The 21,478-nt window shown below is 68.2% G+C and carries 24 protein-coding genes; 7 read left to right on the top strand and 17 right to left on the bottom strand.

All coding sequences use genetic code 11. The annotated features are described in order from the left end of the window. Positions 1 to 69: 69 nt before the first annotated feature. Both AOM45_RS34305 and AOM45_RS34310 read right to left on the bottom strand, forming a co-directional pair. Entirely contained in the window at positions 70 to 1,347 is a 1,278-nt protein-coding gene (locus AOM45_RS34305) for a DNA polymerase IV (protein ID WP_030471823.1), read from the bottom strand. Between the two features lie 34 nt (positions 1,348 to 1,381). Further along, positions 1,382 to 2,470 (bottom strand): amidohydrolase family protein, encoded by a 1,089-nt coding sequence (locus tag AOM45_RS34310; RefSeq protein WP_030471822.1) that lies wholly within the window; start codon positions 2,468 to 2,470, stop codon positions 1,382 to 1,384. Positions 2,471 to 2,482: 12 nt separating this feature from the next. On the opposite strand from AOM45_RS34310, the gene AOM45_RS34315 reads away from it, so the two are divergent. Further along, a complete protein-coding gene (locus AOM45_RS34315; RefSeq protein ID WP_030471821.1) occupies positions 2,483 to 3,793 on the top strand; it encodes a type I glutamate--ammonia ligase in 1,311 nt (436 codons plus the stop codon). Here the strand turns inward: AOM45_RS34315 and AOM45_RS34320 are convergent. From AOM45_RS34320 to AOM45_RS34345, 6 genes are all read right to left on the bottom strand, one after another. Then, positions 3,774 to 4,286 (bottom strand): sigma-70 family RNA polymerase sigma factor, encoded by a 513-nt coding sequence (locus AOM45_RS34320; protein ID WP_051784412.1) that lies wholly within the window; start codon positions 4,284 to 4,286, stop codon positions 3,774 to 3,776. The genes AOM45_RS34315 and AOM45_RS34320 overlap by 20 nt on opposite strands. A 209-nt stretch (positions 4,287 to 4,495) precedes the next feature. Beyond that, positions 4,496 to 5,173, bottom strand: a complete 678-nt coding sequence (locus AOM45_RS34325; RefSeq protein ID WP_030471819.1) for an RNA polymerase sigma factor — start codon at positions 5,171 to 5,173, stop codon at positions 4,496 to 4,498. A 102-nt stretch (positions 5,174 to 5,275) separates the two neighbouring features. Beyond that, a complete protein-coding gene (locus tag AOM45_RS34330; protein ID WP_030471818.1) occupies positions 5,276 to 5,842 on the bottom strand; it encodes a sigma-70 family RNA polymerase sigma factor in 567 nt (188 codons plus the stop codon). An 84-nt stretch (positions 5,843 to 5,926) separates the two neighbouring features. Beyond that, positions 5,927 to 6,643, bottom strand: coding sequence for a class I SAM-dependent methyltransferase (locus tag AOM45_RS34335; RefSeq protein ID WP_030471817.1), 717 nt, complete (start codon positions 6,641 to 6,643; stop codon positions 5,927 to 5,929). Beyond that, entirely contained in the window at positions 6,640 to 7,209 is a 570-nt protein-coding gene (locus tag AOM45_RS34340; RefSeq protein WP_051784401.1) for a sigma-70 family RNA polymerase sigma factor, read from the bottom strand. The genes AOM45_RS34335 and AOM45_RS34340 overlap by 4 nt, the downstream gene beginning before the upstream one ends. A gap of 100 nt (positions 7,210 to 7,309) precedes the next feature. After that, positions 7,310 to 8,029, bottom strand: a complete 720-nt coding sequence (locus AOM45_RS34345; RefSeq protein WP_030471815.1) for a class I SAM-dependent methyltransferase — start codon at positions 8,027 to 8,029, stop codon at positions 7,310 to 7,312. Positions 8,030 to 8,062: 33 nt separating this feature from the next. Here AOM45_RS34345 and AOM45_RS34350 point away from each other — a divergent pair, with 33 nt between their 5' ends. The 6 genes from AOM45_RS34350 to AOM45_RS34375 are packed head-to-tail and all read left to right on the top strand — an operon-like array spanning position 8,063 to position 13,086. After that, positions 8,063 to 8,908, top strand: coding sequence for a ParA family protein (locus tag AOM45_RS34350; protein ID WP_030471814.1), 846 nt, complete (start codon positions 8,063 to 8,065; stop codon positions 8,906 to 8,908). Next, a complete protein-coding gene (locus AOM45_RS34355) occupies positions 8,901 to 9,662 on the top strand; it encodes an Fpg/Nei family DNA glycosylase (RefSeq protein ID WP_030471813.1) in 762 nt (253 codons plus the stop codon). Before AOM45_RS34350 ends, AOM45_RS34355 begins: the two co-directional genes overlap by 8 nt. A 32-nt stretch (positions 9,663 to 9,694) precedes the next feature. After that, positions 9,695 to 10,933 (top strand): cytochrome P450 family protein, encoded by a 1,239-nt coding sequence (locus AOM45_RS34360; RefSeq protein WP_051784400.1) that lies wholly within the window; start codon positions 9,695 to 9,697, stop codon positions 10,931 to 10,933. Between the two features lie 42 nt (positions 10,934 to 10,975). After that, a complete protein-coding gene (locus tag AOM45_RS34365) occupies positions 10,976 to 11,533 on the top strand; it encodes an RNA polymerase sigma factor (RefSeq protein WP_051784399.1) in 558 nt (185 codons plus the stop codon). Further along, positions 11,530 to 12,060, top strand: a complete 531-nt coding sequence (locus AOM45_RS34370; protein WP_030471810.1) for a hypothetical protein — start codon at positions 11,530 to 11,532, stop codon at positions 12,058 to 12,060. Before AOM45_RS34365 ends, AOM45_RS34370 begins: the two co-directional genes overlap by 4 nt. Positions 12,061 to 12,102: 42 nt before the next feature. Further along, positions 12,103 to 13,086, top strand: a complete 984-nt coding sequence (locus tag AOM45_RS34375; RefSeq protein ID WP_030471809.1) for a quinone-dependent dihydroorotate dehydrogenase — start codon at positions 12,103 to 12,105, stop codon at positions 13,084 to 13,086. Here the strand turns inward: AOM45_RS34375 and AOM45_RS34380 are convergent. From AOM45_RS34380 to AOM45_RS34420, 9 genes are all read right to left on the bottom strand, one after another. After that, positions 13,061 to 14,257 carry a uracil-xanthine permease family protein gene (locus AOM45_RS34380; protein WP_308202652.1) on the bottom strand — a complete coding sequence of 399 codons (1,197 nt, stop codon included), beginning with the start codon at positions 14,255 to 14,257 and terminating at the stop codon, positions 13,061 to 13,063. The genes AOM45_RS34375 and AOM45_RS34380 overlap by 26 nt on opposite strands. A 235-nt stretch (positions 14,258 to 14,492) precedes the next feature. Further along, a complete protein-coding gene (pspM, locus tag AOM45_RS34385) occupies positions 14,493 to 15,314 on the bottom strand; it encodes a phage shock envelope stress response protein PspM (RefSeq protein ID WP_035912814.1) in 822 nt (273 codons plus the stop codon). 28 nt (positions 15,315 to 15,342) lie between these two features. Then, complete coding sequence (locus AOM45_RS34390) at positions 15,343 to 16,194, bottom strand: PspA/IM30 family protein (RefSeq protein ID WP_030471806.1); 852 nt, start codon at positions 16,192 to 16,194, stop codon at positions 15,343 to 15,345. Positions 16,195 to 16,624: 430 nt separating this feature from the next. Then, positions 16,625 to 17,047 (bottom strand): helix-turn-helix domain-containing protein, encoded by a 423-nt coding sequence (locus AOM45_RS34395; protein ID WP_030471805.1) that lies wholly within the window; start codon positions 17,045 to 17,047, stop codon positions 16,625 to 16,627. 102 nt (positions 17,048 to 17,149) lie between these two features. Continuing rightward, positions 17,150 to 17,629, bottom strand: coding sequence for a CinA family protein (locus tag AOM45_RS34400; RefSeq protein WP_030471804.1), 480 nt, complete (start codon positions 17,627 to 17,629; stop codon positions 17,150 to 17,152). Further along, positions 17,626 to 18,204, bottom strand: coding sequence for a CDP-diacylglycerol--glycerol-3-phosphate 3-phosphatidyltransferase (gene pgsA / locus AOM45_RS34405; RefSeq protein ID WP_035912790.1), 579 nt, complete (start codon positions 18,202 to 18,204; stop codon positions 17,626 to 17,628). Before pgsA ends, AOM45_RS34400 begins: the two co-directional genes overlap by 4 nt. Then, entirely contained in the window at positions 18,201 to 19,604 is a 1,404-nt protein-coding gene (gene rimO, locus AOM45_RS34410; protein ID WP_030471802.1) for a 30S ribosomal protein S12 methylthiotransferase RimO, read from the bottom strand. Before rimO ends, pgsA begins: the two co-directional genes overlap by 4 nt. Before the next feature lie 39 nt (positions 19,605 to 19,643). Continuing rightward, entirely contained in the window at positions 19,644 to 20,135 is a 492-nt protein-coding gene (locus AOM45_RS34415; protein WP_051784398.1) for an RloB family protein, read from the bottom strand. Positions 20,136 to 20,184: 49 nt separating this feature from the next. Further along, positions 20,185 to 21,468, bottom strand: coding sequence for an AAA family ATPase (locus tag AOM45_RS34420; protein ID WP_030471800.1), 1,284 nt, complete (start codon positions 21,466 to 21,468; stop codon positions 20,185 to 20,187). Positions 21,469 to 21,478 lie beyond the last annotated feature (10 nt).

A 21,478-nucleotide genomic window follows, 5' to 3' on the forward strand; every position in this document is an offset into this window, starting at 1 on the left:
GCGTCAGCGGGTGGGGAACCTCGGGAACCTGAAGTTGTGGACAAGTCAGGGGCTGTGGACAGGTTGCGATCACTCGGGCTTCGGTTCGGGCTCGGCTGTCCTTTCTGGACTGTCGCGCAGCAGTGAGGCTGGGCGGACGGCCAGTGAGCCGAAGCGGGAACGGGCCTGGTCAGCGGCTTGCTCGGCTTCTCGCCAGCCGCGTTCTGGGGCGTCGAAGATCAGTTGCTGGGCGGAGTCGGCGTTGTCAAGACCTTCTATTCGGACGCCGATCAGACGGACCGCGCCGGGCGGCACCTGGGTGTCCAGGAGCTCGACGGCGGTGCGGTAGACCTCCTGGGTCACGTCGGTCGGGACGGGCAGGGTCCGCGAGCGGGTGATCGTGGTGAAGTCCGAGAAGCGGACCTTGATGGAGATCGTCCGGCCGTGCAAACCCTTCGAGCGCAACGAACCTGCCGAGCGTTCCGACAGGCGCAGCAGCTCGCGGCGCAGCACGGCGCGGTCGTAGTGGTCGACCTCGAACGTCTCCTCCGCGCCGATCGACTTCTCCCGCGACGTCGGCACCACTGCCCGTTCGTCGACACCCTTGGCCAGCGCGAACAGGTGCTCCGCCAGCGCCACACCGATCATGCGGCGCAGGCGGGGAAGCGGGGTGGCGGCGACGTCGCCGACGGTTTCCAGGCCCAGTTCCTCGAGGCGCGCAGCGGTTTTCGCGCCCACGCCCCACAGCGCGGACACCGGCAGCGGGTGCAGGAACTCCAATGTAGAAGAAGAAGAAGGCACGACCATCATGCCGTCGGGCTTGCACATGCCAGAGGCGAGCTTCGCGAGGAACTTCGTCGGTGCCACACCGACAGAACACGTCACGCCGTGGTCGGCGAACACGCGAGACCTGATCAGCTCCCCCACACCGCCCGGCGTCAGGCCCAGACGGCGGAGTGCGCCACCGACGTCCAGGAACGCCTCGTCCAGCGACAACGGCTCCACCAACGGCGTGATGTCGCGGAAGATCGCCATGACCCCGCGCGACACCTCCTGGTAGAGGTCGAACTGCGGCGGCAGGTACACGGCGTTGGGGATCAACCGCCGTGCGTGCGCGGTAGGCATCGCGGAACGCACGCCGTACTCGCGCGCGAGATAGTTCGCGGAACACACGACACCACGTCCGCTGACGCCTCCGACGACGACGGGCACAGAAGCGAGCTCGGGACGTTCGCGAATTTCCACCGACGCGTAGAAGGCGTCCATGTCGACGTGCAGCATTCGGCAGCCCGTGTCATCAGGCCAAACGCCGTCACGAGCACGGAACCGGTCACGCAGGCCGCGTGGCAGGTTCGCACTGCGACCCATGAACACCCCTCTCGAACGTCAGTTCGAGCGAATCCTACAGTTTGTACACACGCGCTGCGTTCTCCGACGCTATGAGTCGTGCAATCCGGTGCGCGTCCTCCTCGAGAAACGCATCGCGTCGCAACCCATCGGCCAGAAAGTCCGACAACGCCTGCCGGAACAGCAACGCACCGAGGTAGTACAACTCGGGCAGACCGAACGCGTCGGAGGAGAACAAGAACTTGCCGTAGGGCACGATCTCCAGCGCCTCGGCGAACACCCGCGACGCCTGATGCCCCAGCCCGTGCGTGGCCAGCCCCAGGTCGCAGAACACGTGCGGGAACACCTGCGCGAGGTATCCGGCCTGCCGGTGGAACGGGTAGTTGTGCAACAACAGCACAGGGACACCCAAGCCCGCCGTCGCGCGCAAGAACGGCGTCAACAACGACGGATCGCAACGGTGCAGATCGATGTCGGAGTCGCCATAGCCCACGTGGAACTGCAACGGCAGCCCGGCGTCCATCGCCTCCCACGCCAGCCACGAGATCATCACGGGGTCCTTCACCGGCCCCGAAGAGATCGACCGCAACGCCTCGGCCTCGCTCGGCCGCTCGCCGCTGATCGCCAGCCCCGTCCGGTACGCCGCGACCGACTTCGCCCCGACCACGGACGCCGACCGCAACCGCGCACGCAGCTCGTGGACGAACTCGGCCGCCGAAGCAGCCGCGGACAGCTCCTGCGCGAGGTGCTCCAGCCGCACGATCTCGTGCGAGTCGGCACCGGCCAGCGACGCCAGCTCGGCGCCTGAGAGCAACCGCTCGGGCTGGAACCCGCCGTCCACCAGGAACGTGTGAATCCCGGACGCCATCAGGAACGTCCGCGACACCTCCGTGATGTGCAGAGAGTTCCGCCGTTCGAGGTACGCCTCGGCGGACGCGTGCCGAGGCAGGTCCAGCAGCGGAGCACACCACCGACGGACCGCGAATCCGATAGCCGAGTCGAAGAAGGACCCGCCCAACGGCGAGACGCCGTCAGCCTCCAACAACAGCGACTCGAACTCCTCACGCGTGCTGTCTGTGCGCGACACGCCGTGGCAGTGGTGATCTATCAGCCCGAGTTCGGCGACGAACGGCAAGATGCCCATAACCTTAGGATCGTGGACTCTGCGGAACGGGACCAGCGGTTCGACCGGGCGACGGAACTCTTCGACGGGCTCAACGCCAGGGACGTGAGCGTCGTGGCGCTCACCTGGGTCGACAACAGCGGCATCACACGCACCAAGTCCGTGCCTCTGCGCAGACTGGCTCACGCAGCAGCACACGGCGTCGGCGCGTCACCGGTGTTCGACGTGTTCCTGTTCGACGACTGGATCATCCAGGGCCGGTTCGCCGGCGGACCGGTCGGCGACCTGCGGCTGCACCCCGACCTCGACCGCCTCACGGTGCTCGCGGGCCAGCCCGGCTGGGCCTGGGCACCCGCCGACCGCCACTTCCAGAGCGGCGTCCCGTACCCGATGGACCAGCGCCTCCAAGCGCGCAAAGCCGTCCAGAACCTCGCCGGCCAGGGCCTCACCGCCAAGGCGGGCTTCGAGATCGAGTGGTGCGTCGGCAAGACCGGCACCGACGACTGGGTCCCCGCGACGAGCGGTTCCGCGTACGGCCACGCGCGCCAGGTCGAGCTGTCCGACTACTGCGTCGACCTCCTCAACGCGCTGGACCAGCAGGACGTCGAGGTGCTCCAGTTCCACCCCGAGTACGCGGCCGGCCAGTTCGAGATCTCCACCGCGCCCGAAGACCCGGTCGCAGCAGCAGACACCGCAGTACTGACCAAAGAGACCATTCGCGCCGTCACGATCCGGCACGGCATGCGCCCGTCGTTCTCCCCCAAGGTGATCAACGGCGGTGTCGGCAACGGCGGTCACCTGCACTTCAGCCTCTGGCGTGACGACACGAACCTCTTCGACGGCTTCCAGGACGAGGCGAAGCAGTTCAGCGCGGGCGTGCTCAACCACCTGCGCGCGTTGTGCGCCATCGGCTGCCCCTCTCTCGCGAGCTACCTCAGGCTCGTGCCGCACACGTGGTCAGCACCGTTCGTGGCGTGGGGCGAGGAGAACCGCGAAACGGCCCTGCGTCTGATCCACGACAACCTCGAGATCAAGTGCTTCGACCTCACCGCGAACCCGTACCTCGTCGTCGCGGGCGTGATCGCGGCCGGCCTCGACGGCATCGCCACGCAGGCGGCCCTCCCGGAGGGCCTCAACGTCGACCCGGCACTGCTGGACGAGGTCCCGCGCCTGCCGACGTCCCTCAAGGAGGCCGTGGACGAGTTCGAGAAGGACGCCGTGCTCACCGAGGCGTTCGGCAAGGAGCTCGCGGGCACGATCGCCGACGTCCGGCGCGGTGAGATGGAGCGGTACAAGGACGCCAGCCCCCAGGGCATCGCCAACGTCACCCGCTGGCGCCACTGATCTCCTTGCGCAGCCGCGCCAACGCCCGGTGCTGAGCCACCCGCACCGCACCGGGCGTGGAGCCGACAGCCTCGGCCGTCTCCTCCGCCGACAACCCCACCACCACACGCAGCACAACGATCTCGCGCTGCTTCTCGGGCAACACGCGCAGAAGCGTCGCCATCTGGTCGGAGAGCTCTCCCTGCATCGCCATCTGCTCGGGCCCGGCCGCCGTGTCCATCGACTCCGGCAGCTCCGGCACGGCCTCGGCGCGGTTGCGGGAGAAGCTGCGGAACGAGTCCGCGACCTTGTGCGCCGCGATGCCGTAGACGAACGCCAGGAACGGCCGGCCCTGGTCGCGGTACGACGGCAACGACGTCAGCACCGCCAGACACACGTCCTGTGCAACGTCATCCGCCGACGCGAACGACCCAACACGCGCACGGCAGTACCTGACGACCAACGGCCGGATGGTGCCCAGCAGCCGTTCGACAGCAACGCGGTCACCGGCCACAGCGCGCGCAACGTGGTCGTCGGCGGCCTCTGGACGACTGGAGTAGTACGACGGTGGGGGCGGATCGACCGGTCCTTGCTCAACGGTGGTCCGCACGACCAACGCGTCGATGGTGCCCCTCGACGCGGAGACCGGACCACCGACGGAAGAGTGCCGCACGGCTTCCGCGGGAACCTTCCGATGCAGGCCAGGTGAGAACTCCACGCAGATCACCGCTCCTCTTCTGGAAGCCGGCGCACGGCGAGCCGCGCCCTCCGGATCCGTCCTTCGACCGCGCGCGGGGTGAGTCGCAGCAACTCGCCGATCTCCGCATGCGAATAGCCCTGGTCATGGAGGAAGAGCAACCGCTTGATGTCCTCGCTCAACGCGGCGAACGCGGTGTTCGCCGCCTGCTGCTCGACGACCGCGTCCTCGGGGGTCCCCTCGGTCACGACGTGTTCGAGGGAGGCCCACGAGTCGACCAGCCACACGTCCTGCCAGCCGTTCACGCGCGTCTGCCAGCGCCGGTAGACGTTCGGGAACGCCAGCACGCAGGCGTTGACGAAGTACTCGGTCAGCGGCTGCCCGTGCTCGACGGACCACTGCTTGCCGAGCAGACCCCGGTCGCGGAAGTAGACGAACCCCTCGAACACCGCGTCGCTGGCCAGTTCCTCGGCCTCCTGCGGCGAGATGTCCTGCTGGTGCAGGTAGCGACCGTGGCGCCCGCAGCGGGCGAACATCGCGCCCGACCTCACGAGCTTCGTAACGATGTCGAGTCCGTGTCCGAGAAGCTGGCGGTGGAACTGGTCCCAGCGGGGTCCGGTTAGCCCCGACTCGCGGAAGTGCTGCACCAGCACCCCGTCGACGCGCAGCCGCTCGGCGGCAAGCGCTGAGTCCGAACTTCCCATGCCCCCTGGTCCCTATGTCGGTGTCTTCCTGCAACTAGGTATGTCGTTTGGGTGCGTCCACCCCACGCCCCAGCCCCGACTAGTCGCGAAAGCAAACGAATGTCACCCGATCGGGACACTCAGGGCCGCGATTTCCTTCCGCAGACGCCCCAACGCCCGGTGCTGCGCGACGCGGACCGCGCCCGGTGTCGAACCGACGGCCTCGGCGGTCTCCTCGGCCGACAGGCCCACCACCACGCGCAGCATGAGAATTTCGCGCTGCTTGTCGGGCAGAAGGCGCAGCAGCTCGCCCATGGTCCCGTTCAGCTCGTCCTGGAGGACGAACTCCTCCGGCCCACCACCGCGCACGGCCTGATCCGGCACATCGGCCGTCGGCTCCGCACGGTTACGAGCCATGGCCCGATGGGCGTCCGCGACCTTGTGCGCCGCGATGCCGTAGACGAACGCCAGGAAGGGCCTGCCCTGCTCCCGGTAGTTCGGCAGGGCCGTCAGCACGGCCAGGCAGACGTCCTGCGCGACGTCGTCCGCGGTTGTCGCGGAACGCCCAACACGTGCGCGACAGTACTTCACCACCAGTGGCCGGAGATAGCGAAGCAGCTGGTCAATGGCCCTGCGCTCACCGTGCACAGCCAGGTTGACCAGTTCCGCGGATAAAGCCGTACTCTCCATCCGAAGTTCCCCTCGTCGACGTCCCGGAGAGGAGACGTGCGACACGTCACTCCTTATGCGGAAAGTAGGGAGAAACTTCAAACGTCACCCATTTGTAGCAACCATCAGCGGTTGGCAATAGGCGTGGAGTGACCACTCAACGTGACGTAGACCTGCACGTTCAGCCAATTCGGTGAGTTCGTGACGGGTAATCGCCCAATACCGTGCCTTGCCCACGACAACGCGCCACGAGTCGGCTTCGTGCAGCTGGAACATCTCCAATTCGTACTGATCGTTGTCCCAATGCCAGAGCTGGAACCACACGACTCGACCCGGACCAACTGATGGTGGCGTCGACAACGGCCGGTCACGCCGGATCGCGTCGTAGTCGCGCGTCGAAATGACGAGCCGGCCACCAGGGCGCAGCACACGGCGCATCTCCCGCAACGCCGCCAGCACATCATCAGAGGTCAACAGGTGCGGCAGTGCGTTGTCGGCAGCGAGCACGACGTCGAACGAGCCATCGGCGAACGGCAACGCACGCATGTCCGACGACAACGCGCGCAACGCGACGCCTCGCGCAGAAGCCTCTACAACGGCCCGTACCGCCGCCTTGGGACTCAGATCAGCGCCCACGACCTCATAGCCGCGCATCGCCAGACCGATCGCCTGCGTACCGATGCCACACGCACAGTCCAGAACGCGCGCGCCCGCCGGAACGAACTCCGCGAGCTGCGACGCCTGCCGGGCCATCGACGCGTCCCAGTCCGGGAACATGAGGTCGTACGTCCCCGCCAGACCGTCGTAGAAGGCACCGGTCAAATCAGCTCCTCGACCCCCACGGACGTCCGCAGCTTCGCCAGCGCGCGGTGCTGGGCCACCCGCACGGCCCCCGGCGTCGAGCCGATCGCCTCGGCGGTCTCCTCCGCCGACAGACCCACCACGACCCGCAGCAGCAAGATCTCGCGCTGCTTGTCCGGCAGCCCTCGCAGCATCTGACCCAGCCGCACCGAGAGCGACCCGAGCAGCGCGTTCTCCTCCGGGTCGATCGTCAGCGACGGCCCGTCCGGCACCTCCGCGACGGGCTCGGACCGGTTGCGCGCCGAGACCCGGTGCGCGTCCGCGACCTTGTGCGCGGCGATGCCGTACACGAACGCGAGGAACGGCCGGCCCTGCTCGCGGTAGGTGGGCAACGCTGTCAGCACCGCCAGGCAGACTTCCTGCGCCACGTCGTCCGCGGACGCGTACGCACGCTCGTGGCGGCCAACGCGTGCACGGCAGTACCGCGATACGAGTGGCCTCACGGTCGCGAGCAGCCGTTCGACGGCACGTCGATCACCCGCAACGGCCTCCGTGACCAAAGAGGCCAGCAGGTCCGAACTCTCCATGGCGTTGGTCCCCCACGTCGGCAGCGGAACTTCACATCTTTCGCCGCGAAGTCGTTTGGGACCACTCATCCGGGACATAAAAGTCCCTGATGCAAACGCTTCAGGCGGTACGACGGGCCAGCACGTGCAGCCGGGCGGCGACATCGCGGAGCGGAGACCGTGTGGCGGCGGCCAGTTCCAGCTCGGCGAGTGCGTCGGCGGCACCCGGATTCGCGTCCAGCACCACGCCGGGCACGAGATCCGAAACAATGCCATGACCTTGCAGGAGCTCAACGGAAAGCCCTGCCTCCAGGACCAGCTTCTCAAGCCCTGGAACGTCGAACCTACGTTGCAACGGATCACGCGTGCCCGCAAGTTGGCCCGCGTCGTCGTCCAGGAGCCTGCGCGCGTCCACGATCCGGCCCGCGATCGCGCGGTGCAGGATGGTCGCGAACCGGTTCGCGACCAGCACCGACACCGCGCCACCAGGGGTCACGGCGGCGGCCAGCGCGGACAGCGCCGCGGGCGCGTCGTCGACGACCTCCAGCAGGCCGTGCGCGAGCACCAGATCGGCCTCACCTGCGGGAACACCCAACGAGTCGGTGTCGCCCTGGACCGCGTTGATGGTCACGCCGGCCTCGCGTGCACGGGTGTTCAGCGTGGCCAGTGCGTTCGGCGACGGCTCCACGACCGTGACCGCGCACCCCGCCGCAGCGAGAGGCACGGCCCAGACGCCGCTACCACCACCAACGTCGAGCACGCGCGGTGGTTCGCCGCCCCTGCGCTCGCGCGCGGCGGCCAGTTCGGCGTCGAGCACCCTGTGTACGGCGTCCGGTCGCATGGCACACAGACTAGGAGACCCTAGAGTAGGTCTGTGCATACGGTGTCCGTGCTCAGCCTCAAGGGAGGCGTCGGCAAGACGACGGTGGTGCTCGGCCTCGCCTCAGCCGCTCTCCGCCGTGGCGTCCGCACGCTGGTGATCGATCTCGATCCGCAGTGCAACGCCACGTCGACGCTGGAGCCCGAGGAGTCCAAGGCGAGCATCTACGACGTCCTGCAGGACCCGTCCGAGGAGAACCTGGAACAGGCGATCCGCCCGAGCAGGTGGGGCGACGGGATCGACGTGCTGTCCGGGTCCGAGGACGCCGAGCTGCTCAACCACCCGGACCCGAACGAGTCGCGGCTGCACCGGCTGAAAGACGCGTTGCGCACGTTGCGGGACATGTACGACGAGTTCCCGTACCAGCTCGTGCTGCTCGACTGCCCGCCGTCGCTGGGCCAGCTGACCCGCTCCGCGCTGGTCGCGGCCGACCGCGCGCTGCTGGTCACCGAGCCGACGATGTTCGCGGTGGCGGGCGTGCAGCGGGCGTTCGAGGCGGTGCAGAACGAGCGCGAGCAGAACAACGCCGACCTTCAGCCGTTGGGCGTCGTCGTGAACCGTGTGCGCCCACGCTCGCACGAGCACCAGTTCCGCATCGAGGAGCTACGGGACATCTTCGGCCCGTTGGTGATGCCCGTGGCGTTGCCGGACCGTCTGGCCGTGCAGCAGGCACAGGGTGCGTGCATGCCGATCCACGAGTGGGGCACGCCGGGCGCGCGCGAGGTGGCACTGGCGTTCAACCTGCTGCTCGCCCGCATCCAGCGCATCTCCCGCAGCCGCCGGCGCGCCGTGCACCACGACTTCGACGACGACGAGATCCAAGAGGCGGTGGATGCCTGAGGGCGACACCGTCTTCCTGGCCGGCCACCGGATGCACGAGGCGCTGGCCGGGAAGACGCTGCGGCGCGGGGAACTGCGCCATCCCCGGCTGTCCACACTGGACCTCGAGGGCCTGGACGTGCTCGGCGTCCGCACCTACGGCAAGCGCATGTTCACCCGCTTCTCCGACGGCAACAGCCTGCACAGCCACTTCCGGATGGACGGAGCGTGGCACCTCTACCGCCCCGGCGAGCGCTGGCGCCGCCCCGCGCACCAGGCACGTGCGGTGTTCGAGGTCGACGACCGGCAGGCCATCGGCTTCGCGTTGCACGACATGGAGTTCATTCCGACCTCACGAGAAGATGAACTCATCTCACATCTGGGGCCCGACCTGCTTTCCCCTGAGTTCGACGCCGCCGAGGCCGTCGCACGGCTGACCGCCGATCCGGCACGGTCCGTGGGGATCGCATTGTTGGACCAGCGGATCATGGCCGGCGTCGGCAATCTCTACCGCGCGGAGGTTTGTTTCCTGTTGCGCGTTCACCCGGCGGCACCGGTGTCAGCCGTGGATGCCGCACGAGCCGTTGCGTTGTCCCGCAAGCTCTTGCAGGCCAACCAGTGGCGTCCCGAGCAGATCACGACCGGTGACCGGCGCGTCCAGCACTACGTTTTCGAGCGGACCGGCAAACCCTGTTTGCGTTGCGGCACAAGAGTCCGATCGGGCGAGATCGACGGCAGGTTCGTGTACTTCTGCCCAAAATGCCAATCCGGTTGAACCGAGACGCTCTCCTGGCCGTGTGCCCCAATATGGCGGTAAATCTGGATGCGCTGCGCCCCGGCTTCACCGACGACCCCTACGCGGTGCTCAAGAGCCTGCGCGACGCAGGCCCCGTGCACCGGGTCGAGACCCTCGGCGTGCCGATGTGGCTCGTGACCCGCTACCCCGACGTGCGCGCCGCGTTGGACAACCCGCAGCTGTCCTCGCACGGCTCCGCGCTCGCCGAACCCCTGCGCGGCCATCCGCACTTCGCGTCGTGGTGGTTCGGCGACCTGTCCGACCACATGATGAACAGCGACGGCCCGGACCACACGCGCCTGCGCCGCGCGGTGTCGAGCGAGCTGACGCCACGGCGCATCGCCGCCCTGCGCCCCCGCATCGAGCAGCTCGCCACCTCGCTGGCCGACGCGTTCGCCGACTCGGGGCAGTGCGACCTGATCGCGGACTTCGCGGCGCCGCTGCCGATCACCGTGATCATGGAACTGCTCGGTGTTCCCGCCGTCGACCAGGAGAACTTCCGCTACTGGGCCGACGTGGTGACCGGGCTGGCCGACGGTGACGCGACCTCGGCCCGCGAGGAGACCTCCGGCTACCTGGGCGACCTGGTGGCGCACAAGCGGACGTCCGGCGACGACGACCTGATCGGCGCGCTGGCGAGGGCCACCGGCGAGGCCGCGCTGACCGACTCCGAGCTCGCGTCACTGGCGTTCCTGCTGCTCGTGGCCGGGTACACGACCGCCGTCGACCTGGTCGGCAACGGCGCGCTCGCGTTGCTGCGCCACCCCGAACAGCTCGAGCTGCTGCAACGCTCGTCGTCGCTGCTGCCCGGCGCCATCGAGGAGTTCCTGCGCTTCGACGGCCCGACTTCGCACCTGGTGCGGTTCGCCGCGCAGCCGCTGACGGTCGGCGGCGTGCAGATCCCGGCCGGTGACGTCGTGCTGCTCTCGCTGGCTTCCGCCGAACACGACAGCGCGCGCTACCCGCGGGCCGACCAGCTCAACATCGAACGGGCGGACCGCCAGCACCTGGCGTTCGGGCACGGCATCCACTTCTGCCTCGGCGCGCCGCTCGCCCGGCTGGAGGGCGAGGTGGCGTTCCGCACCCTGCTCGGCCGGTGCGCGGGGCTGACGCTCGACGCCTCGCAGCCGCTCGGGTGGCGGGTGTCGCTGGGCAGCAGGGGCCTGAGGTCGCTGCCGGTGACGTTCCGGACCGAGCCCGCCATGCCGCTCGACGAGCAGATGACGGTGAAGGTCCAGAAGCCGATGTAACGCTGTTCGGAGAAGTCGGCAATCATTGGCGTGAGTCAGCCGATGACAGCCCCACGACATCCACCACCACCGCCTCTGACCCGCGCAGCGCGCGCGTTCGAGGAGATCTACGAATCCGAGTTCGACGTCGTCACGTCGTACTTCGCGCGGCGCACCGCGGACCCGCAGACGGCCGCGGACCTCACCGCGGACACGTTCGTCGCCGCCATCACCTCGTTCGCCACGTTCGACCCCGCGCGAGGCACCGCCCGCGGCTGGGTCCTGGGCATCGCCCGCCGGGTGTTCGCGCAGCACTGCGAGGCCGTCACGCGCGGCCGGGACGTGGTCGCGCGCATTCACGGGCGCCGTTCGCTCGACACCGACGAGATCGCCGACCTGGTCACGCGCATCGACGCGGAACGGGCCGGCCGTGAGCTGATCGCGGCCATGTCGGCGTTGTCCGACACCGACCGCGAGGTCATCGAGCTCGTCGACCTGGTCGGCCTGACACCGAAGGACGCGGCGAAGGTGCTGGGCATGTCGTCCGGCGCGCTGCGGATCAAGCTCTTCCGGGTCCGCGGCAAGGTCCGCGACCTGGCCACGCGAGGGGGACAGCGATGACGACGTTCAAGGACAACCTGCTCAACGACCTGATGCGCGAACACGGCGAGACAGTGGAGGAAGCACCGGTGCGCACCACGAGGTCCGCACGGCCTCTGCTGATCGCGGGCGCGGCGTTGGCGATCGCCGGTGCGGCCACGGTGGCGATCACGACGAGCGGCGGTACTCCGGAGGCGTACGCGGTCACCAAGAACGCCGACGGCAGCGTCACGGTGAGCATCAAGGACATCAAAGGAGTCGACCCCGCGAATGCGAAGCTGCGCGAGTACGGGATCCACGCGAAAGCAGTACCGATGTCGCGTGAATGTGCTCCGCTCGACGAGAGCAAGATGAAGATCACCGAGGACTACCGGCTGCCGCGCCAGAACGAGGCGGACGGGTCGGTCACGATGAGCCCCGGCGACGTCCCGGACGGGTGGACGATCCTGCTGGGCATCTCGAACATGCCGAACCGCGGCACTGGACTGGGCTTCACCGGCCCGCACCGCGACCCGGCGCCGGACTGCCTGCAGGAAGTCGGCGAGTAGGTGCCGCGCGCCCACCCTGAACTGGCGTTATAGGGTGGGCGCGTGGTTTACAAGCAGGTGGTTCGCAGGGCGTTGTTCGGAATGCACGGCGGCGACGCGGAGCGGGTCCACGAGACCACGCTCAACGTCATGGCGCGGCTGAGCCCGCTGGCGAGGTTCGCCCGCAACCAGAACAACCCGCGCACCGTCTTCGGCGTCCGGTTCCCCAACCCCGTCGGGCTCGCGGCCGGGCTGGACAAGGACGGACGCGCGCTGCCGGCGTGGGCCGCGCTGGGCTTCGGGTTCGTCGAGGTCGGCACCGTCACGTGGCACGGGCAGCCGGGCAACCCCAAGCCGCGGCTGTTCCGCCTTCGCGAGGACGAGGCGATCATCAACCGGATGGGCTTCAACAACGCCGGCGCTCAGGCCCTCGCGGCGAAGCTCGACCGGACGCCGTTGAAGGCACCGCTCGGCATCAGCCTCGGCAAGTCCAAGATCACCCCGGTCGAGGACGCCGTGCAGGACTACCTGAACTCGCTCAACGCCCTGAAGAACCACGGCGACTACTACGCGATCAACGTCAGCTCGCCCAACACGCCGGGCCTGCGCAGCCTCCAGGACAAGGGCGCGCTCACCGAACTGGTTCAGGCGCTGACGCGGGCCACGACCAAGCCGATGCTGGTCAAGATCGCGCCCGACCTGACCGAGGACGCCATCGCCGAGGTCATCCAGGTGTGCGTGGACAACGGCATCAAGGGCCTCATCGCCACGAACACCACCCTCAGCCGTGAGGGCCTCAGGAGCCCGTACAGGGACGAGACGGGCGGTCTCAGCGGCAAGCCCCTCACCCAGCGCGCGAACGACGTGGTCCGGTTCATCACCAAGAACAGCGACCTGCCGGTCATCGGCGTCGGCGGCATCGCGACCGCGGACGACGCCAGGCGCATGATCGACGCGGGCGCGAGCCTGGTGCAGATCTACACCGGGTTCATCTACGAGGGCCCCGGACTGGTGTCGAGGATCAACCGGGCGTTGAAGGACGCCTAGCCGCCCGCAGCCAGCGCATCACCGGGTGCAGGATCACGACCAGCAGCGAGCCCCACACCATCCCGCCCATCTGCAGGTCGCCGATCTCGATCGTGAGGTCGCCGACGCCCGCGACCAGCGCGGCGCCGCCGACCAGGGCGTTCGCCGGGTTGGCCAGGTCGACGCCGCGGTCCATCCAGATGCGCACGCCGATGAGCACGATCAGGCCGTAGAGCACCAACGTGCAGCCGCCCAGCACACCCGGCGGAATGGTGCCGAACAGCGCGATGGCCTTCGGGGAGAACGCCAGTGCCGCGGCGAACACACCGGCGAACGCGAACGCAGCCGTCGAGTAGACGCGGGTCACGGCCATGACGCCGATGTTCTCGGAGTACGTCGTCGTCCCCACGCCACCGCCGAGGCCGGACAGGGCCGTCGACAGGCCGTTCGCGATGATCGCGTCGCCCGCGCTGCCGTCGAGGTTGCGGCCCGTGAGCGCCGCGACCGCCTTCACGTGTCCGACGACCTCGGCCACCAGCACGATCACCACGGGCAGCATCAGCAGCACCACGGACGGCCGGAGCTCCGGCTGGTACAGCGTCGGCAGGCCGACCCACGCGGCGTCCCGCAGCGCCTCGAGCTTGTCCGAGGACACCGCGCCGAACGCCAGGCCAGCCGCCCAGACCGCGACGAAGCCCAGCAGGACCGAGAACCGGAAGACCAGGCCGCGGCCCAGCACCCCGGCCAGCAGGATCAGCACGGTGGTGATGGCGGCCAGCAACGGCTGCTTGGCGAAGTTCGAGGTGGACTGGTTCGCGAGGTTCAGGCCGATGATGATCACGACCGCACCGGTGACGACCGGCGGCATGACCGACTCCAGCAGCCGCACGCCGAGCGCCTTGACCGCGATGCCGACGACGATCACGAGCAGACCGGCGGCGACGACACCGCCGAGCTGGGCCGCGATGCCCTGTTCCCGAGCGGCCACCAGCGGCGCCACGAAGGCGAAGGACGAGCCCAGGTAGCTCGGCACGCGGTTCTTGGTGATCACCAGGAACAGCAGCGTGCCCAGGCCCGAGAACAGCAGCGTGGTGGCGACGGGGAGGCCGGTGGCGGTGGGCACGAGCACCGTCGCCCCGAACATGGCGACGAGGTGCTGCACTCCGAACCCGATCGTGAGCGGCCAGCTCACCCGCTCCTGCGGTGCGACGGTTTCACTGTCGGTGATCCGACCGTCCCCGTGCACGGTCCACAACGCCAACGCACTGCCTCCCGGCAATTCAGCCGGACTTCCCGCAGACCGGCCCCGGAATCCTGCCACGCCATGTAGTGGCTACGGCTAGATAACGGTCTGATAATCACACGATCGCCGTAAAGATCCCAGGGAGAACCGCCGAATAGGCGGACACAACTACACAGCGTTACCGTTAATACGCTGAATAGCCTGACACGTCTCGCATGGCTGACGCCAGGCCTGCCAGGTGGTCGGTCGCGTCGTCCAGCACCGAGCGCGGATCCTGGAACTGCGTGCTCGCCGCGAGCGCCTTGCCCGCTTCCGCCACCAACGCACAGTAGCGGTCGACGCCGTCCGCCAGTTGGATCCTGAGCACCCGCACGCCTTCGACCAACGGCGCGCGTTCCAGGTGCGGTGCCGTGTCACGAGCGCGCTCCACGGCCTGGAGCTGCCCGGACACCGCGCGGATCGCCGTGGCGGCCTCCTGGGCGGTCTGGCGGGCGTGCTGGACGGACTCCGTCGGCATCGACGTCAACGCGGGCGAGTCGAGCTGACGCAGCAGCTCGTTCATCGCGTCCTCGGCGCTGTGCAGCTTCTCCATCGGCACGCGCGCGGCGGAGATGTGCGCGGGCAGCGGCGGCCGGGGCGGTGGCGGCGGGGACAGCGCCAGGCGTTGCCTGGCCGCACCCAGCTCACGCAGCTTGAAGCCGCTGCGCACGGCGAGCAGACCGGGCACCGCCGCGCCGATCGTGCCGCCGACCGCGGCCCAGGTGCCGAGCACGCCGGTGAAGCCGAACACGGCCAGCGTGCCGAAGATCGTGATCAGCGCGAGCCAGAACGTGAGCACGGCGTTGGTGCGCTTGCGCTTGCGTTCGAGCTTGGCGCGGGGGTCGTTCCACTTCTGCAGGCGGTACCGCGCCTGCTCGGCCAGCGGGTGGCCCTGGAGCGACGCACCCAACTCGTTGACGACCTTGCGGACGATCTCGTTGTTGGGACGGTTTCTCCAGGGCTCCATGATCACCTGCTGACTCCCTCTGCCCCGCTCAGTGCTGTGCCGGCGGGACCTGCTGCTGCGTGGTCTTCTGCTCCTGCTGGACGCGCTGCGCGATCTCGGCCTGGATCTGCGCGGCGGCGCTGTTGCCCGCGGTCACCTGCGGCGGCGTGCTGGCCTGACCGCCGTGCATGGACGCGCGGATCTGCTCCAGCCGCGACGACCCGGCGAGCTGCGTGGTCGAGGCCTGGACCTCGAGCATGCGGCCCTGCACCGAGTTCTGGGCGAGCTCGGCGGACCCGATCGCGGTCGCGTAGCGCTTCTCGATCTTGTCGCGGACCTCTTCCAGCGACGGCACGTTGCCGGGTGCGGCGAGCTCGCTCATCTGGGTCAGCGACGCGGAGACCTGCTCCTGCATCTTCGCCTGCTCCAGCTGGCTGAGGAGCTTCGTGCGCTCGGCCAGCTTCTGCTGCAGCATCATCGAGTTGCGCTCGACGGCCTGCTTGGCCTGTGCGGCGGCCTGCAGCGACTGGTCGTGCAGCGTCTTGAGGTCCTCGATGCCCTGCTCGGCGGTGACGAGCTGGGTCGCGAAGCCCTGTGCGGCGTTCTCGAACTGCTGCGCCTTCTGCTCGTCGCCCTTGGAGCGCGCCTCGTCGGCCAGCACCAGGGCCTGACGAGCGGACGCCTGCAGCTTCTCGACGTCGCCGAGCTGCCGGTTCAGCTTCATCTCCAGCTGACGCTGGTTGCCGATCACGGCCGCGGCCTGCTGAGAGAGCGCCTGGTGCTGACGCTGCGCCTCCTCGATGGCCTGCTGGATCTGCACCTTCGGGTCAGCGTGCTCGTCGATCTTGGACGAGAACGATGCCATCAGGTACTTCCAGAACTTCACGAACGGACTGGCCATCTCCTACGCCTGCCTTCTCGGTGCCGGTGTTGGATCCATCGTCTCAATTGTGCGTCGGCGGTTCCACCAACCTGGGGAGATATCCGGGAAGACCCCGACCCACCCCGGGACTTTGGACTGACACGCCCGCCGGCGCCCAATCCTGCCCGCACCCGCGCCCCGAGACGCGGTGACCCAGCGTGCTGTGGCCAAGCCGTTGCCTGCGTCCAGCACGCCGCCGTCGTTGTCAGTTGAACGTGCGACGACCCGTTCTTGTTGCAGCGCGTGACGTGTCGGGGACCACAACCCCACCCACCCGTGTTGCCGGACGGTACGCGGGGACCCCGCGTACTCCAGGAGAGGACGCGGGGTCCCCGCGTGCGGAGAAGCGTTCACCCGGATGCCAGCGACCCCGCTCGCTTTGCAGCGAACGGGGTCGGAACGACATGGGTCAGGCCGCGACGACTGCCTTGGGCGGTTCGCCGATCTTGCTCGTGAGCCTGTGACTGAGCATCGGCTGCAGGCGCAGGTCGGACAGGTCGTCCGACAGCGTGGTCGGCAGCACGCGGCCACCTTCCAGCTTCCCGCGCTCGGAGCGGCCGTCCGGGACGGTGTCCGGCACCGTGTCGGGCGTCTGCGAGACGGCGCCGATGTCGGAGGCGACGTGGTGCAGCAGCTCGGACAGCGGCAGCTCTAACGCTTCACAGATGGCCGCGAGGAGCTCGCTGGACGCCTCTTTGCGGCCGCGCTCCACCTCGGACAGATACCCCAGGCTCACGCGGGCGGTCCGAGAGACCTCGCGCAGCGTGCGGCGTTGGTTGGTGCGGGCATGGCGAAGCCGATCACCGATCGCCTCGCGCAGCAGCACGGTCATCGCGCGCCTCCTTCCGGCCGGCCGTGTCCCTACGTTACCGATCGACACCGACAACGGGCAGTGACTTCCGAACACGTCCGCCAAGGGCGAACGAACGCGAAGTCATCGTTTGTTCCCGTCCCCGGTGATCAGCAGATGATCCGACAGCAGGACCAGCGCTTTTTCCACGGCTGTGCGGCGCACCGTTTTCCGGTCACCACTCAGCGTGATGGTCCGCACTGTGGACACTCCAGGCCCGCTCAAGCCGATGTGGACCGTGCCTGGAGCGACTCCGTCCTGCGGATCGGGGCCCGCGACCCCGGTCAGTCCGATCCCCCAGTCCGATTTGCACCGGTTCCGGGCTCCCTCGGCCAGTTGGATCGCAACGTCGGGGTGCACGGCGCCGTGCTCGTCGAGCAACTGCTGATCCACGCCCGCGAGCTCGTGCTTGAGCTCGGTCGCGTAGACGATCAACCCACCGCGGACCACGGCACTCGCCCCCGGTGTGTCGACGATCGTCGCGCACAGCAGACCCGCGGTCAGCGACTCGGCAGTGGCTACGGTCTGCCCGCGCGCCTTGAGCAGGTCGACGACGTTCGTCACGCCACCGCCCTACCCGCGCGGGCTTTCAATCTAAACGCGCGGACGACGTAATCGATTCCCGTGACGACCGTGAGGACCAGCGCGGCCGCCATGATCACCCACGCGATCAGCGCGATCACGTCGTTCTGCGGCAGCAGGAACAGGCCGATCGCGATGACCTGCAGCAACGTCTTGGCCTTGCCACCGCGGCTGGCGGGGATCACGCCGTAGCGGATCACCCAGAACCGCAGCAGTGTCACGCCCACCTCGCGCACGGCGATGACGATCGTGATCCACCACGGCAGGACGTCGAGCATGCTCAGGCCGACCAGCGCGGACCCGGTCAGCGCCTTGTCCGCGATCGGGTCGGCGATCTTGCCGAAGTCGGTGATCAGCCCGTGCTTGCGGGCGAGCGTGCCGTCGATGTGGTCGGTGAAGCTCGCGACGGCGAAGATCCCGAACGCGATGAGCCGCCACGTCGTGTCGAAACCGCCCGCCGCGAACAGTGAGAGCAGGAAGACCGGAACCAGTGCCATCCGCGCCATCGTGAGGATGTTGGCGACGTTGAGCAGCGGGACCTTCCTGGCCTCTGTCATGTCGGGAGCACCTCGACGATCAGGTCGACGCCCTCGGAGTCGACGACACGGCACCGCACGAAGTCGCCGCGCTTGAGGCCCTCGGCTTCGAGCACGATGCACTCGCCGTCGACCTCGGGAGCCTGGTGCTCGGCCCGGCCGACGCAGTCGCTCTCCTCGTCCTCCTCGTGCTCGATCAGCACGACGACCTCGGAGCCGACCCGGTCCTCGGCGCGCTGGCTCGTCAGCTCCTCGACGAGGTTGCCGATGCGCTGGACGCGTTCGGCGATGGTGTCCGCGTCGAGCTTGCCGTCGAGGTTCTCCGCCTCGGTGCCGTCCTCGTCGGAGTAGCCGAAGATGCCGACGGCGTCCAGGCGCGCCTCGGTGAGGAACCGCTCCAGCTCGGCCAGGTCATCCTCGGTCTCGCCGGGGAAGCCCACGATGAAGTTGCTGCGGATGCCCGCCTCAGGGGCGTGCTCGCGGATCTGCCACACGAGCTTGAGGAAGCTGTCGGTGTCGCCGAACCGGCGCATGCGCCGCAGCACGTTCTCGCTGGAGTGCTGGAACGACATGTCGAAGTAGTTCGCGACCTTCTCGGTCTTCGCGATGGCGGCGACGAGCGACGGCTTGGTCTCGGCCGGCTGCAGGTAGCTGACCCTGACCCGCTCGATGTTCGGGATGGACGCCAGCCTCGGGAGGAGCTGCTCCAGGGCGCCCTGCTCGCGCGGCAGGTCCTTGCCGTAGCTCGTCGAGTTCTCGCTGACGAGGAACAGCTCCTTCACGCCGTTCTCGGCGAGCCACATGGCCTCGGCCACGACCTCGTCCGGGTGCCGCGACACGAACGCGCCGCGGAAGCTCGGGATCGCGCAGAACGAGCACCGCCGGTCGCAGCCGGACGCGATCTTCAACGGCGCCACGGGAGCGTCGTCGAGCCTGCGCCGCTGGACGTTCGTGGGGCCCCAGCCGTGGCCGGGCACCTGCACGTCGTTCTTCGCCTCCTGGCGCTTGACCGGCGTGATGGGCAGCAGCGTGCGCCGGTCGACCGGCACGTGCGACTCGACCTGCTTGCCGTGCAGCACGTCGTTGAGGCGCTCGGCCAGGTCGTTGTACTGGTCGAAGCCGAGGACCGCGGCCGCCTCCGGGAGGCTGTCCGCGAGCTCCTTGCCGTAGCGCTCGGCCATGCACCCGACCGCGACCACCTTGGCCCCGGTGTCGGACGCGGCGAGCAGCGTGTCGACCGAGTCCTTCTTCGCCTGCTCGACGAAGCCGCACGTGTTGACGACGACGACGTCCGCGCCCTCGTCCACCAGCTCCCAGCCGCCCTCGCCGAGGCGTCCGGCGAGCTCTTCGGAGTCGACCTCGTTGCGGGCGCAGCCCAGGGTCAGCAGCGACACGCGTCGCGGAGTGGTGGGAGAAGACACGGTGCTCAGCGTAACCGGCCCAGGTGTGAGCGCTTGAACTCAGTGCTTCCGAACGACCTCGACAAGGCGCCACATGTCACTTGAGGGGTTGCCATCGCCCAACGCCTTGGCCCGCTCGACAGCCTTGTCGACGCGCTCCGCGAGCAAGGCGAAGTCGAGTGTCCCCTTCGCGTAGCCGGGCACGTGCCTGCGCAGTTTCTCCGCGGCGGCCTTCGGGCTCGAGATGCCGGCCGTACAACCCTCGAAATGAAGGATCAACCACACTTCGAAGCACGGGTTCGACACGGCCAACGAGATCCTCGTCGACTGGGCCTCTGCGATGGCTTCGGCGATGTCGAACTCATCGACATCCACAACGCACCAGTACTCGTCGAACCCACCGCGGTCGCTCTCACGCATCTTCGCCGCGTACCTCACCAGCTGCGCAGGCGAACCGACTTTGACCACCGCCTTCACCGTCACAGGCTTGGACAGCCGCTTCAACCCGTCCAGGTACGCCTGCTCGGTCTGCCCACAGCACACGGCGAGCACACGACTGGCAGAAACCCGCGTAGGTGTGCGGCGACGACGAGGCGAGTTCTCACGCCGCGCCATCGACACCTCGTAGGACGGCGGCCACGAACGCCTCGGCTTGCACGTCGGGGACGGCGCCATAGCTGCCGCCGAGGTAGCGACGCTCCAGGTTCTCGCCCTCCTTGCGCGGTTTGAAGTCCGTCAACGGGTACAAATCGGATGCACCCTCAGAGTTCTTGTCCACGAACCAGACGTCCTCACGGGTGAGCACCTCGTCGCCCAGGACCGGGCTGAGCAGGCTCGCGTCGTGCGTGGTGAAAATCAGTTGGGCACCACCCACGTTGATCTCAGCACTCCGGAAGATGCCCACCAACGCCGCAGTGAGACGTGGGTGCAGACTCGAATCGATCTCGTCGACGACCAGTGTGCCGCCATCACGGAGCATCGCGAGGACGGTGGGCAGCAACATCAGCCAGGAGCGGGTACCCGCCGACTCCTCGCCGATGTCGAACGCCCGGTTCGCAGGTCCGTGCGTGAGCCGGACTCGACCTTGCCGCCGAAGTACTTGCTCCAGGAACTCGCGGACCCCCTCATTCGACCTGTCCGGTTCCATCAGGCGGAGCATCGCGAAAATCTCATCTTCGTCCGCCGGTCGATCTTCGCTGTACCGGATGCCGGTGATTCCGAGGTCTGCGATTCGCAGCAGGCTGACGAACTGATCGGCCAACCCGTCGTTGGAGCGAAGAAACCGCGAGATCGCGCCGTGGTCGAACTGAGCGTGCGCTTCGCCGCGGAACACCAGCTTGTGCGCGAACCATCGTTGTACTGGAAGAACGGCGTCGAGCCCTGATTGAGCGCCAAGACTGAGGAACAGCGAGTTCGGCCGAAGAAGGCCCTTGAGCACGTCGCCTTTCGCCACGCCGTCGGCGACCGTCGTGCCGAACTTGATCTCACCGCCGACGCGTTCGAACAAGATCCGTTTGCGCTTCTCGGGGTAGCTGTACAGCCACTCCTCGCGGACGCGGTGATCGTCCACCTCGAAGCCGTACGTGTACCGGACGCCGGCCTCGATCAGCTCGACGACGTACACCGAGGGCTTGACACGCGGCTCGTCGAGCTTGAACGGCTGTCGCGGCACGCCTCCGTCCGGAGGCCACACGGCGAAGGAGTCGCGTACCGCCGCAGCCATGAACTGCAGACCGTCGACGAGGTTCGACTTGCCCGAAGCGTTCGCTCCGTAGATCGCCGCCACCGGCAGGACGTCACGATCCTTCGAGTAGGCAGGCATGAGCAGCAACTCACGCTCGTCGCGGAACGACCGGTGGTTGCCGAGGCGAAAACTGCGAAGCATGGTCCATCCA

Origin of the sequence: Lentzea aerocolonigenes, assembly GCF_000974445.1 — a bacterium.
In the GTDB taxonomy this organism is placed as follows: domain Bacteria; phylum Actinomycetota; class Actinomycetes; order Mycobacteriales; family Pseudonocardiaceae; genus Lentzea; species Lentzea aerocolonigenes.

Bases quoted from the DNA above. Each gene is read 5' to 3' on its own strand.
- AOM45_RS34305 (WP_030471823.1), bottom strand. From the start codon at position 1,347: ATGGGTCGCAGTGCGAACCTGCCACGCGGCCTGCGTGACCGGTTCCGT.
- AOM45_RS34310 (WP_030471822.1), bottom strand. From the start codon at position 2,470: ATGGGCATCTTGCCGTTCGTCGCCGAACTCGGGCTGATAGATCACCAC.
- AOM45_RS34325 (WP_030471819.1), bottom strand. From the start codon at position 5,173: ATGGGAAGTTCGGACTCAGCGCTTGCCGCCGAGCGGCTGCGCGTCGAC.
- AOM45_RS34330 (WP_030471818.1), bottom strand. From the start codon at position 5,842: ATGGAGAGTACGGCTTTATCCGCGGAACTGGTCAACCTGGCTGTGCAC.
- AOM45_RS34340 (WP_051784401.1), bottom strand. From the start codon at position 7,209: ATGGAGAGTTCGGACCTGCTGGCCTCTTTGGTCACGGAGGCCGTTGCG.
- AOM45_RS34345 (WP_030471815.1), bottom strand. From the start codon at position 8,029: ATGCGACCGGACGCCGTACACAGGGTGCTCGACGCCGAACTGGCCGCC.
- AOM45_RS34355 (WP_030471813.1), top strand. From the start codon at position 8,901: ATGCCTGAGGGCGACACCGTCTTCCTGGCCGGCCACCGGATGCACGAG.
- AOM45_RS34360 (WP_051784400.1), top strand. From the start codon at position 9,695: ATGGCGGTAAATCTGGATGCGCTGCGCCCCGGCTTCACCGACGACCCC.
- AOM45_RS34365 (WP_051784399.1), top strand. From the start codon at position 10,976: ATGACAGCCCCACGACATCCACCACCACCGCCTCTGACCCGCGCAGCG.
- AOM45_RS34370 (WP_030471810.1), top strand. From the start codon at position 11,530: ATGACGACGTTCAAGGACAACCTGCTCAACGACCTGATGCGCGAACAC.
- pspM (WP_035912814.1), bottom strand. From the start codon at position 15,314: ATGGAGCCCTGGAGAAACCGTCCCAACAACGAGATCGTCCGCAAGGTC.
- AOM45_RS34390 (WP_030471806.1), bottom strand. From the start codon at position 16,194: ATGGCCAGTCCGTTCGTGAAGTTCTGGAAGTACCTGATGGCATCGTTC.
- AOM45_RS34395 (WP_030471805.1), bottom strand. From the start codon at position 17,047: ATGACCGTGCTGCTGCGCGAGGCGATCGGTGATCGGCTTCGCCATGCC.
- pgsA (WP_035912790.1), bottom strand. From the start codon at position 18,204: ATGACAGAGGCCAGGAAGGTCCCGCTGCTCAACGTCGCCAACATCCTC.
- AOM45_RS34420 (WP_030471800.1), bottom strand. From the start codon at position 21,468: ATGCTTCGCAGTTTTCGCCTCGGCAACCACCGGTCGTTCCGCGACGAG.